The sequence below is a fragment of the Anaerotruncus sp. 1XD42-93 genome, from assembly GCF_009917605.1.
Classification (GTDB): Bacteria; Bacillota; Clostridia; order Oscillospirales; family Ruminococcaceae; genus Anaerotruncus.
This window is the reverse complement of record NZ_QZEG01000071.1, coordinates 1-12,223: the sequence shown is the minus strand read 5'-3', so window position 1 is coordinate 12,223 and position 12,223 is coordinate 1. Positions and strand designations below refer to the sequence as shown.

Below are 12,223 nucleotides of genomic sequence, written 5' to 3'. Positions count from 1 at the left end.
GGTTAGTTCTTTCATGGTTTCCTGCGTATGGTGCAAGAGGGTTTCACGCATTTCTGACGGGCAGCTGCAATACAGCATCTTCATCTGACCGGCTCCCTCGTCTTCCGGGGAAACATCCGGATTGATTAAAGAATCCAGAGAAATCGGCAGTACCTTTGCCAGTGCCTTCAAAATCAAAAAGGACGGATTCATCTGCCCTTTTTCAATCTTGGCAATCTGCTTGACAGATACATGGCTCATATCAGAAAGCTCCTGCTGTGTCAGGTCTTTTCTTTTTCGGGCTTCCCGCATTTTTTGCCCTAAAGCGGTTAAATCATCAATCGGCATAATCATTCACCTCGAATATATTCTATCGTGCCGATTTACACAAAGGAATAACCTTATTATGCCGACTAACAGGTATGATTATACTGTTTCTTTAGTGAGATATAACCGCTATCCTTGTATCACTAACCAAATCAAATTATAATAGAGGTGGATATTTTTTTGAAAAAATCTGTCCGTTGTAACATTTCGCGGACATTTGCCTGTTATACTATCTGCAAAAAGCAAAGGAAGTGAGGATATGAAGCAGATTTTAATTGTCGAGGACGACAGTTTTTTGAATAAGATGTTAGACTATAACCTGACCGCAGACGGCTACGGCGTGACTTCTGCACTAAATGCCAGAACCGCAGCCGACGCCATCCGCCAGCGGGAATTTGATCTGGTGCTGCTGGACATCAACCTGCCGGACGGCAACGGTTTTGAGCTGTGCAAGCTGATAAAGCCCCAGCACCCGGACACCATCGTAATATTCCTGACCGCCAACGATCAGGAGAGCGACCAGATACGGGGCTATGAGGTGGGCGCGGTGGACTACATCACAAAGCCCTTTGTGATCGGGGCCTTGCAGCGGAAAATCAAAGCCATGTTCGCCATGCTGGAACACCACAAACCGGCTAAGGACATTTACGACGACGGGCGGCTGTTTCTGGACTTCTCGGAGCAGACGGCTTCCCTAAACGGCAAGCCCCTGACCCTATCCCCGATGGAGTACAAAATGCTGAACCTGTTCCGCAAAAATCCCCGGCAAGTGCTGACCCGTGGGCAGCTTTTGGAAAGGCTGTGGGATATAGACGAGCGGTTTGTAGACGAACACACCCTGACAACCTCCATCAGCCGGATTCGCAGCAAGATTGAATCCGACGGCGGCGCGCCCTACATCAAGACCGTTTACGGCATGGGCTATCAATGGACGGGAGGTGAGGCAAAATGAAGTTTCAAAATCTCTCGGTAAAGCGGCTGTTTAGCCGGGTGGCAATGGGGCTTGCCCTCTCCATGTCCGGGATCACCATAGCCCTGTTTCTTGTGACAAAACAGATTGCGGTGCTGCTGACAGGCGGGGCGCTGCTGCTGTGCGCCCTTGTGGGGATTTTTGTACTGACGCAGGCGTTTGGAAAGCGGCTGTCGCAGTTTACCGCTGACCTGTGCCAGACCTTAGACCACATGATCGCCGGGAATGAAGCGCCCCAGCGGCCAGAGGACAGCGAAACCCAGCTTGCCAGAATCGGACACCGGCTGGCAAGGCTTTACCAGATCATGCAGGAGAACCGCCGCCGGGTGGACGAGGAACGGCAGGAGTTACAGACCCTTGTATCGGATATTTCCCATCAGGTGAAAACGCCGGTAAGCAATCTGAAAATGGCGACGGACACCCTGCTGGAAAAGCCCATGACCGAGGCGGAGCGCACCGACTTTATCCGGGGAATCCGCAGCCAGACGGATAAGCTGGACTTTCTCTTTCAGGCCCTTGTGAAAACCTCACGGCTGGAAACGGGCGTGATCCAGTTGGATAAGAAACCGGGTCGCCTCTTTGATACCGTGGCGCAGGCCATGAGTGGGATTGTGTATGCAGCGGAGAAAAAGGAAATCGCTGTGTCCGTGGACTGCCCGGAGGATTTGACCGTTTTCCATGACAGCAAGTGGACATCCGAAGCCCTCTTTAACCTGCTGGACAATGCAGTGAAGTACACCCCGGCAGGCGGGAAAATCGCCGTGTCAGTGGTGCTGTGGGAAATGTATGTGGAGATCAAAGTGACCGACACCGGCAAGGGCATTTCCGAAAGCAATCAGGCTGCCATCTTCCGGCGCTTCTATCGTGAGGAAGAAGTACACGAACAGCAGGGCGTGGGCATTGGCCTGTATCTGGCCCGCGAGATCGTAACGCGGCAAGGCGGCTATATCAAAGTGGTTTCGGAGCCGGGCAAGGGTTCAGAATTTTCCATTATGCTGCCGACAAAATAGAACGCGGCGGACGGCCATTTCCGGCTGCCCGCCGTAAATTTTTTTGAAATGTCCGAGCGTTGTAACATTTCACCTCGATTTTCAATGAAATTTTTTGGCCGCTGTAACATTTCGCGGACATTTAGGTTTTACAATACCCTTATCAAATATGGAGGTGATACAACTATGACATGGCCTTTTGAAAATGACACCAGCGCCATTACAAAGAAGCTGGCGCAAAGAAGCTTCAAAGCCAACAAATTACGAAATATTGTTGCTGTAATAGCAATCGTTTTAACATCAATGCTTTTTACTTCTGTAACGACTTTATGTGTTGGAGCGATCCAGTCTATACAGACAACTATTTTGCAAATTAGGGGAACCAGCCCGTCCACTGGTACATCTGTAAATTGGATTGCCATAATAGCAGCCCTGTTTTTTATTATGATTTTTGTAATAACGGGCTATTTGCTCATTCGCAATATTTTTGAGATTTCTGTTGTTCAAGAAATAAAGAAATATGGCTTATTAAGAACAATCGGAACAACGGAGAAGCAAATCAAGCGAATTGTTTATAAGCAAGCATTTTGGCTGTCTATAATTGGTATATCTATTGGGTTGATTTTAGGATATATAGTAGGAATACTTATGCTTCCGTGGATTCTTAATTTTATGAAAGGCGAGTATCACAATCTTTCTGTGAACTTGAGTTTTAATCCTATTATTTTTGTCGTTGCCGGGATATTTAGTGCGATTACTGTTTGGGTGAGCATAAAGAAACCATTCAAAATTGCAGCTACGATTTCGCCCATTGAGGCAACCAGATACTATGAAAAAGACAATTATCATAGTGCCAACAAGAATCGTCTTTCGTTTAAGAATAGAATAACAGAAATGGCATGGAGAAATTTAAGAAGAAATTCAAAGCGTACCATATTTATCGTCTTATCCATGATACTCTGCATTATTCTCCTAAACAGTGCAATCGCAATCGGAAATAGTGTTGATGTTAAAAAATATGTATCTTCTGTTACCTCATTTGATTTTGTTGTGGCAAGCCCAAACACATTTTCTAATGTGCAAGGTTTTCGATTTAAAGATGATTCTGTTAGTAATGAAATCATATCTGATATTGAAAATAATATTCCTGTGCTGAACGGAAGTCGAATTTATAAAAACACTTTGGATGATGTCAGTGTTACTTATGATTATGGTAGTTTGGTCACGGAAGTATTAGACGAATACACAGAAGATAATCACCTTATACGAAGTGGTATGGTTGATGGCAGAACTTATCCAGTAAAACTCGGTGTTGATTATCGACCTCTTTGCAATATTTACGGGGTAGAAAAATCAATACTTCCTAAATTGAATTTCATTGAGGGAGAAACAGATATACAGCAACTAACCTCATATTTGGAAAGTGGAAACTATGTTATAGAAATTTCAGCGATCAACCCAAATGAATCTCCTGAATTTCTTTGTCCGCTCAATCAGGAAGTTACCATTTACAAAGATGGATTGCCTTATAAAACGGTTTCGGTAATTGCGCGTGCAGTGGTTGATTTTTCATTGGTAGAATCTCCGGGTAAGAATGTTGGCTACACTGATGTTGGCGGCGATTGTCCTATTTTCTATATGAGTAATGAGATGTTTGTGGAATTGTATAACAATCCAGCCATAATGAGTTATGTGTTTGATGTGGAAAAAGAACACTTTTTGCCAGCGACCGAGTACATCAATTCTTTGCCTACCGTTGAATACGCATCGTCTGAAACATTGGCACAAACTATGAATGGATTAAAACAAACTATTTTTATCATAGGTGGCCTTATTGGGTTTCTATTAGGAAGTATCGGGCTTGTGAATTTTTCCAACATCATTATAACGGGCATTATAAACCGGCAACGGGAATTTGCTACATTAGAGAGCATCGGAATGACGAAAAAACAAATTAACAAATTGACCGTATTGGAGGGATTGTTTTACGCATTTCTGATTTGTGTAATGGGTTTACCTCTCTCTCTTATTGTTGCAAATACAATTCTTCCTACTTTCTTTAATCAACCTGACTTATGGCTGTTTACAATACAGCCTACGATTTTCCCGTTGATATTAGAGGGAATTGTTATTTGCGTTGTGGCGATTATAGTTCCTCATGTTTCGTTTCGCTATTTTAGAAAAACAAGTATTGTAGCTCGATTAAGGGTAGTTGAATAATAATTTTGAAATGTCCGAGCGTTGTAACATTTCACCCCGATTTTCGATGAAATTTTTTGGCCGCTGTAACATTTCGCGGACATTTGGGTTTTACAATGACCTTATCAACAAAAGTGAGGAGGCGTTGCAATGGAACTGACCCCGACCATGATTTTGAATCTGGCGCTGCTGATCGTCCCGCCCGTTGCCCTTGTGCTGGCGTTCTGGCAAAGGCTGGCCCAGCACATCCGCTGGACGGTTGCCTTGACTGCCCTCTGTGATGTTCTCCTGTTTTGGGATGAACTGTTCTACTATGAGAGCTTCGGACTGTTCGCTGTGCTGATTCTGGTACAGTTGGCGGCCACCGGCGCAGCAGCGTTCCGCATTTACAACAAACAAAGAAAGGATTGAATTTTATGAGAATTTTACAGACTATCGACCTGAAAAAGTATTACGGTACAGAGCCGAATATCACCCGCGCCCTTGACGGCGTGAACTTCTCTGTAAATGACGGCGAATTTGTGGCCGTTGTGGGAACCTCCGGCAGCGGCAAGTCCACCCTGCTTCACATGATGGGCGGGCTGGACACCCCTACTTCCGGCAATGTGATTGTCCGGGACAAAGAACTGTCGAAAATGAACGACGAACAGCTTACCATCTTCCGCCGCCGCAACATCGGTTTTATCTTCCAGAACTATAACCTTGTTCCCATCCTGAATGTGTATGAGAACATCGTCCTGCCAGTGGAGCTGGACGGGGACACGGTGGATCAGAAGTTTTTGGACGAGATCGTTCACCTGCTGGGGCTGGAAGATAAACTGAAAAATATGCCGAATAATCTTTCCGGCGGACAGCAGCAGCGTGTGGCTATCGCCCGCGCCTTGATTACCAAACCGGCTATTGTGCTGGCCGACGAGCCGACCGGCAACCTTGACAGCAAGACCAGCGCCGAGGTGCTGGGGCTTATCAAGCGCACCAGTGCAGAGTTCCGGCAAACTGTTGTGATGATTACGCACAATGACGACATTGCCCGCCTTGCAGATCGGATTGTCCGCATTGAGGACGGAAAGATTGTGGAGTAAGGAGGTGGCAGGCTATGACATGGCCTTTTGAAAATGATACTCACAAAGTGGAGAAAAAATTAGCGACGCAAAGTCTATCCGCAAATAAACAACGAAATTTCCTCGCAGGGATTATCATGTTTATTGCCTCTCTATTGTTAGCATTTTCGACTATCTTACTTTGTAATGCCACAATAGATACACAGATAATCTCTCGTGTCGATAACACACAGGAAATACTTAGTGTAATTTTGGGGATTGCTATTGTTCTGCTACTCACAGCAGGAATCGCTATTAAAAATATCATGTATATTTCCATATTACAGCGCACACGAGAATTTGCACAGTTGAGGACTGTGGGAGCGACCTACCGACAGATCAAAGCAGTCATTCATAACGAGCGAAAACAGTTATCTTGGAAGTATATTTTAGGCGGTTTGCTATTGGGTTTTCTTTTTAATTGTGTATTACCCTTGAAATTATATTTGGTGCCCAGTGTGGCCTGCACATTGCTTTCCGGTGCTTTTGTATGGTTCATTGTTTTTTGGTCATTCCGTACACCGGCAAAACTGGCTGCGTCTTTATCCCCTATGGCGGCATTGAGGACAGAGGAAATAAAATCAGCTAAAATTTTCAAAAAAAGCAGTCGTATCAATCCTAATGGTTTGGCAAAAAAATACTTTTTCAGTAACCGTAAAAAGGCATTTTATACGCTGCTATCCCTTGTGTTGAGCGGAGTCCTTGTATTTGTAGTCTTTTCGGTAGTTTCGGCTATTGATATAAAAGAGCTTGTCCGGCAACCGTATTATGAAAACAGCAGCATTTATCTTAAACTGAACTCAACAGCTGCCGAAAACGCTACTCTTGAACTGATGAAAGATAGTCCTTTTACGGAGGAATTGAAAGCGCAGATTGAAAATATCTCTGGTGTAACAGAAATTTATCCATCCAAAAAATTAGATTGTGAGATCGTCGTTCCCGGTCAACCTGAGAATAGATATGAACTATCCATCAATAGTATTGTCGGCACAACCAGTTTTGAAACCCAACTGGTTGAGGGTGATATGCCTTATTCTCCAAATACAAACAGCACTATTCCGATTGTGATAAATCGTGCCTCTCCTTACTATGAAAAAACAGGTCTTTCCCTGAGTTTGGGAGATCATTTTTCCGCATCAGTAAATACGGGAATGTCTACAAAAGAAATTGATTTTTCAGTATGTGGTTTCATCGAAAATAAGGACAAAGGTAGCGTATTCTATACGACCCCTGAATATCTGGACTTTTTAGCAGAAATAAATTGTGATCTGGCATGGTACATTTGTACTGAAGATATGCAAACGAAACAGGCTGTTGAGGAAATTAAGGCACTGGTGGCTTCGGATAACCGTATAAATACTTCCATATTTGCGGATGATTTATCTGAATATCAGGCGTATTTTTATAACGCCAAAATTGTTGTTACAGCAGTGATAGTGTTGATATGTTTGTTTGCTTTTATCAATTTGCTTAATACTTGCATTACAAACACCGTTATACGCCGCCATGACTATGCGCTGTTAGAGGCCGCTGGTATGACGAAAGTACAAATTTATCAAACACAGAGTGCAGAAAACAGGATTTATTTTTTTGGTAGTTTAATAGGGAGTTGTGTGGTAGGCATACCGCTGGGGTTCCTTTTATGCAACAAGATCGCAGAAATACCCGGATTATCCTATATTTCCTATCGCTTCCCGTGGCCGTTTCTACTCCTGTATTTCGTGCTTGTTTTTGTGGTTCATATAGTAGTAACAGTGTATCAAAGACACATTTTAGCGAAGCAGTCTGTAGTAGAGCGTATTAAAGCGATTGAGTGAATCAATGTAACTAAAGTTTCGTTAAAATGAAATCTCTTGTTGAACAAATCAAAGTGACAGTATAATCGTATGGAATCGGCGGGGCGGCGAGTGCTGCCCCGCTTTTTTCGCCATTTCTCAAAAAAATTTTTGAAATGTCCGAGCGCTGTAACATTTCACCCCGATTTTCAATGAAATTTTTGGGCCGCTGTAACATTTCGCGGACATTTGGGTTTTACAATACCCTTATCAACAGGCAGAAAGCCTTGAAAGGAGTTTTGAATATGAGCATTTTACAGACGATTGACCTAAAAAAGCATTACGGTGCAGAGCCGAACATTACCCGCGCCCTTGACGGCGTGAACTTCTCCGTAGACGAGGGCGAATTTGTGGCCGTTGTGGGAACCTCCGGCAGCGGCAAGTCTACCCTGCTTCACATGATGGGCGGGCTGGACACTCCCACCAGCGGAACCGTGATTGTCCGGGGCGAAGAACTGGCAAAGAAGAACGACGAACAGCTCACCATCTTCCGCCGCCGCAACATCGGTTTTATCTTCCAGAACTATAACCTTGTTCCGATCCTGAATGTGTATGAGAACATAGTCCTGCCGGTGGAGCTGGACGGGGACACGGTGGATCAGAAGTTTTTGGACGAAATCGTTCACCTGCTGGGGCTGGAAGATAAACTGAAAAATGTGCCGAACAATCTCTCCGGCGGCCAGCAGCAGCGTGTGGCGATTGCCCGCGCCCTGATTACCAAACCGGCTATCGTGCTGGCCGACGAGCCGACCGGCAACCTTGACAGCAAGACCAGCGCCGAGGTGCTGGGGCTTATCAAACGCACCAGCGCGGAGTTCCGGCAAACTGTCGTAATGATTACCCACAACAATGACATTGCCCGCCTTGCAGATCGGATTATCCGCATTGAGGATGGCAAGATTGTGGAATAAGGAGGTGGCAGGCTATGACATGGCCTTTTGAAAATGATACCAGCGCCATTACAAAGAAGCTGGCAAAGAAAAGTTTACAAAGCGAGAAGCGCCGGAATCTGATGGTGGTGATCGCCGTTGCGCTGGCGGCGTTTCTGATCTGCTTTACGGGAATTGTGTCTACCTCCCTGACGCAAATGCAGCGCAATCAGGTTGTCGATACTTATGAGGCGGTTTGGCTGGGCGTAGAGGAAAACGACATTGAAACCCTGAAAGGACTGCCGGAGTTTGAGCGCGTAGGCGGCTACTATATGCTGGGTGAAGAACTTTCAGAACAGGGCTATCATGCGTCCTATGTGTATTGTGACGCGCAAATGATGGAGATTGCCAAGGCGCAGATGGAGTTGTTAGAGGGTCGGGTTCCTGAAAAAGCAAATGAAGTTGTCGTAAGCGAATACTTTCTTTCCACCTATGGAAACAATGCCAAGATTGGGGACACTGTGACCTTAGATACCGAGAGCTTTCATGGTAATTATGTTGTTACCGGCATTATGGACAGCGTAAATGAGAAAGAAGCGAATACCTGCGCTATCATTCTTTCCAACGCTGCCCTGACAGAATGGAAAGGATTTGACCCGGCTGGCTATCGCGCCTATGCTCATTTCAAAAACAGCGTCAAGTTGGACGAAGAACTGATGACCTCTTATTGCAGGGAGATTGCAGAGGAATATCAGCTTTCCATGCCAAAAATGAACAGCAAGTATTTTGCTTATGCCTCTAAATCCTTTGATTTTGCACTAATGGCTGGCGTGATTGCCATTGTTCTGATCGGCGGCTATATTGTGATCCAGAGTATCTTCCGTATCTCCATCAATGACAAAATCAAGAGCTACGGGCAGCTTCGGACGATTGGTGCAACGCCAAAGCAAATCAAGCGGATTGTAAAGCGAGAGGGACGCAAACTCGGCAGTATCGGAATTTTGATTGGTACAGTGCTGGGCGTATGCACTGGTTTTCTCCTGTTTTCCAAGGGATTTAACGCTGTTTCCTATGTGGCAACGGTTATTTTGACACTTATAAGCAGTTGGATCATTGTATCTGTTTCCATCCGTAAGCCGGTGAAAATTGCGGCAGGGATTTCCCCCATTGAAGCCGTCCGTTTTACCCCGGCGCAAAAGGACATCCGCAGCCGCAAAAAGAATATCAAGCTCAATCCTATTTCAATGGGAATTGCCAATTTTAAGCGTGACCGAAAAAAGACCGTTGCTATTGTAGCTTCATTGAGTTTGGGCGGAATTATCCTGCTTGTGGTATCCTCCATTGTTTTGCTGCGCTCCCCAGAGGCGCTTGCAAGACAAGCGTTCCCGGATGGTGACTATAAGGTTTATCTGGATTCAAAGTTGTCAGAACAAGAAGTCATGGCAGCAGGAAATCCACTGAATGAGGAACTCAAACAGGAAATTTTGTCTATTGACGGTGTAACCGATGTGATTGCAAAAAGGCAAAGCCTTCATATAAATTATAACGTCAACGGAATTGAATATGGTGGTATGTGTGATATACTGACTGATCAAAATTATTCTAAGGTTGAAGCTTCATTGATAGAGGGCACTATGCCGACGGATACACACAGCATCCTAATTGATTCGGCAACAAGTAACCGTGAACATATAGGTGTCGGAGAAACAGCTGAACTTATCTCCGGGAAATCAACCATTCCGGTTACTATATCCGGGGTGTTTAACAATAATCTGGATAATGGACATGGAACACATCACTTTGACGGTGTATTGGAATTTGCACCGGAAGCATTGTTCCATGAACTGCACCCGGAAATCACCTCTTTCGATTATTCATGGAGCATTGTAAGTGATCCCCAAAAAGCGGATCATGTGAGGGATGAATTAAAAAATATTATATCCGCTCATACGGATATTGCATTAGATGATATTAACACTGTAATTGAGTATGAAAAAAATATAAATTCTTTTGTATTTGGCAGTATGGAGGTACTTTCATGGCTGGTATTCCTCTTTGGCGTTATCAACCTTATCAATACGACACTCTCTAACCAGATAGCCCGAAAGCAGGAAAACAGTATTCTGCGTTCTATCGGCCTAACACAAAAACAGCTATGTAAAATGAACATCTGTGAGGGGCTGTGCTATGCGCTCTTTGCAACATTGGCGACGCTGATCGTTGGGCTTCCGGCTTCCATCTTTGCTTGCAGAAAAATGAGTATAGGAGCTTTTGCCGGAAATGTAGTGCCTTACAAATTCCCGGTTTTGGAAATGGGCCTGTTCATTCTGGTATTGTTCGGAATGGAGCTGATTTTGTCTGTATGGACAGTCCGCAGACAGAAAAAACAATCTCTGATTGAACAAATGCGGGCGATGGAATGACCTTTTGAGATCGGCGGGGCGGCGTGTGCTGCTCCGCCTTTTTCGCCTTTTCTCAAAAAAATTTTTGAAATGTCCGAGCGTTGTAACAATTCAGCCTGTTTTTTTGTCGAAATCAAAGGCACCTCGGACATTTGTGTAACATTTGTAGTTTATGCTTGTGGTAAATCAATATTGGGGGTGAGGACACATGAAAAAGATACTGCTGATCGACGACAGCGACACCTATACATGGTGTCTGCAAAAATACTTACAGCACCGGGGCTACCCGGTGAAAACGGCTTGTACACTGAAAGAAGCGCGGGCCGCCATCCAAGAGGAAATGCCGCTGGTGGTCTGCTGTAATCTCGATCTGCCGGATGGTTCCGGCATGGACTTTCTGAACGAGGTGCGGGCCGCAGATAAGGAGCTGCCTTTTATTCTGGCGTCCTGCCATGACAAGGACGACTACGAACAAGAGGCTATGCGCCGGGGCGCGACGCTGTGCATGGACAAAATGAAAGGACTGCTGCTGCAAGATAAGCTGGTGGAATACGCCTACCGGCAGTTATCCGGCGAACCAGATTCAACTTTTCATAAGCTGCTCTTTGTCCATGCGGAAGATACCAGCGCCGGAGTGCTGCGGGCTGCTATGCTGCAAAAGGGCCTTGACCTGATTCTGGTTTCCTCGATTGGGGAGGCCGAGCGCCGGATTTTTGAGGATGAGGAAATAGACCTGATCTTGTGCGATCTGGAACTGCCGGATGGCACAGCAATGGAGCTGTTTCATACGCTGCGGCGGGTGGCAGGGATGTTCCAAATGAAGAATCCCCCTGTCCGGCTTCTTCCGTTCTTTATCCTCACCGAGAACAACGACCTTGCCACGGAATATGAATACTGGCATGAGGGCGTGAACGACTATATAACCGCCCCGGTAAATATCCCGGAGCTGGCCCGGCGGGTTCTGTTCTTTGTGGAATGAAACGAGCCTACATATCCAAACATCTGCCTCCACAGCGGGAAAAAGAAAAAAACCGCTGACGGGCAGAGGATTTCTTGCGCTTTCCTGTATCACTGACGGATACGGCGGTTTTGAGTAGATCAAGGCCGCCGTTTCTTTTTGCTAAAAAGCAGACCTCCAGATGACCCTCAGCAATCAGCATGGGCGGTGTATAGGAGGATACCGCCATGTCTGCAATATTCATTTGTAATAGCTATGACATATATCAATTAAAAAAAGCATAGGCCCTCCTCCGGGATATTATAGTTATCTATCAGTATTATCAATCCATATAAATCAGCATAATCATGGTGTTTTTTGTTGCGCCAGTTTCTCATTGCGAGAAGCTGGCGTTTCTTATTGTCGATTTTTAGGGAAACCTCCCGATGTGTACCGCTGCCGATCCCCACCTCCATTCGATTCACCCGTCAACCACGCCTGAATCGAAATGGAGGAAAACTATGGGCTTTCACTATGGATATGAGAAAAGGAAGTTTGATGCAGAATGGACCCGGCTGGAACAGGAATACCGCGCAGCCGGTATGGACGATAGGCA

At 45.3% G+C, this 12,223-nt stretch carries 10 protein-coding genes and 1 pseudogene; 10 read left to right on the top strand and 1 reads right to left on the bottom strand.

Features of this window, described 5'->3' with window-relative positions:
* A partial coding sequence (locus D5269_RS15710; RefSeq protein ID WP_147408027.1) for a helix-turn-helix transcriptional regulator occupies positions 1-327 on the bottom strand: 327 nt, incomplete at its 3' end.
* Positions 328-565: 238 nt separating this feature from the next.
* On the opposite strand from D5269_RS15710, the gene D5269_RS15705 reads away from it, so the two are divergent.
* The 10 genes and pseudogenes from D5269_RS15705 to D5269_RS18660 all read left to right on the top strand — a co-directional run.
* The gene (locus D5269_RS15705; RefSeq protein WP_008689652.1) at positions 566-1,258 is read left to right on the top strand and encodes a response regulator transcription factor; all 693 of its coding nucleotides are present in this window, start codon (positions 566-568) and stop codon (positions 1,256-1,258) included.
* Positions 1,255-2,286 (top strand): HAMP domain-containing sensor histidine kinase, encoded by a 1,032-nt coding sequence (locus tag D5269_RS15700; protein WP_009296633.1) that lies wholly within the window; start codon positions 1,255-1,257, stop codon positions 2,284-2,286. Before D5269_RS15705 ends, D5269_RS15700 begins: the two co-directional genes overlap by 4 nt.
* 165 nt (positions 2,287-2,451) lie before the next feature.
* Positions 2,452-4,485, top strand: coding sequence for an ABC transporter permease (locus D5269_RS15695; RefSeq protein ID WP_055201191.1), 2,034 nt, complete (start codon positions 2,452-2,454; stop codon positions 4,483-4,485).
* 129 nt (positions 4,486-4,614) lie between these two features.
* The gene (locus tag D5269_RS15690) at positions 4,615-4,875 is read left to right on the top strand and encodes a hypothetical protein (protein WP_005927561.1); all 261 of its coding nucleotides are present in this window, start codon (positions 4,615-4,617) and stop codon (positions 4,873-4,875) included.
* Positions 4,876-4,880: 5 nt separating this feature from the next.
* Positions 4,881-5,546 (top strand): ABC transporter ATP-binding protein, encoded by a 666-nt coding sequence (locus D5269_RS15685; protein WP_009296631.1) that lies wholly within the window; start codon positions 4,881-4,883, stop codon positions 5,544-5,546.
* Positions 5,547-5,560: 14 nt separating this feature from the next.
* Positions 5,561-7,381, top strand: a complete 1,821-nt coding sequence (locus D5269_RS15680) for an ABC transporter permease (protein WP_120486738.1) — start codon at positions 5,561-5,563, stop codon at positions 7,379-7,381.
* A gap of 263 nt (positions 7,382-7,644) precedes the next feature.
* Positions 7,645-8,310: an ABC transporter ATP-binding protein gene (locus tag D5269_RS15675; RefSeq protein ID WP_120486737.1), complete on the top strand. Its 666-nt coding sequence runs from the start codon at positions 7,645-7,647 to the stop codon at positions 8,308-8,310.
* A 14-nt stretch (positions 8,311-8,324) separates the two neighbouring features.
* Positions 8,325-10,691, top strand: coding sequence for an FtsX-like permease family protein (locus tag D5269_RS15670; protein WP_120486736.1), 2,367 nt, complete (start codon positions 8,325-8,327; stop codon positions 10,689-10,691).
* A 187-nt stretch (positions 10,692-10,878) separates the two neighbouring features.
* A complete protein-coding gene (locus D5269_RS15665; RefSeq protein WP_120486735.1) occupies positions 10,879-11,649 on the top strand; it encodes a response regulator in 771 nt (256 codons plus the stop codon).
* Between the two features lie 479 nt (positions 11,650-12,128).
* A pseudogene (locus tag D5269_RS18660) lies at positions 12,129-12,223 on the top strand (RNA polymerase subunit sigma-70); the annotation flags it as partial.

What these genes read in the sequence shown, in the direction of transcription:
- D5269_RS15705 (WP_008689652.1), top strand. Translation starts at nt 566, where the DNA reads ATGAAGCAGATTTTAATTGTCGAGGACGACAGTTTTTTGAATAAGATG.
- D5269_RS15700 (WP_009296633.1), top strand. Translation starts at nt 1,255, where the DNA reads ATGAAGTTTCAAAATCTCTCGGTAAAGCGGCTGTTTAGCCGGGTGGCA.
- D5269_RS15695 (WP_055201191.1), top strand. Translation starts at nt 2,452, where the DNA reads ATGACATGGCCTTTTGAAAATGACACCAGCGCCATTACAAAGAAGCTG.
- D5269_RS15690 (WP_005927561.1), top strand. Translation starts at nt 4,615, where the DNA reads ATGGAACTGACCCCGACCATGATTTTGAATCTGGCGCTGCTGATCGTC.
- D5269_RS15685 (WP_009296631.1), top strand. Translation starts at nt 4,881, where the DNA reads ATGAGAATTTTACAGACTATCGACCTGAAAAAGTATTACGGTACAGAG.
- D5269_RS15680 (WP_120486738.1), top strand. Translation starts at nt 5,561, where the DNA reads ATGACATGGCCTTTTGAAAATGATACTCACAAAGTGGAGAAAAAATTA.
- D5269_RS15675 (WP_120486737.1), top strand. Translation starts at nt 7,645, where the DNA reads ATGAGCATTTTACAGACGATTGACCTAAAAAAGCATTACGGTGCAGAG.
- D5269_RS15670 (WP_120486736.1), top strand. Translation starts at nt 8,325, where the DNA reads ATGACATGGCCTTTTGAAAATGATACCAGCGCCATTACAAAGAAGCTG.
- D5269_RS15665 (WP_120486735.1), top strand. Translation starts at nt 10,879, where the DNA reads ATGAAAAAGATACTGCTGATCGACGACAGCGACACCTATACATGGTGT.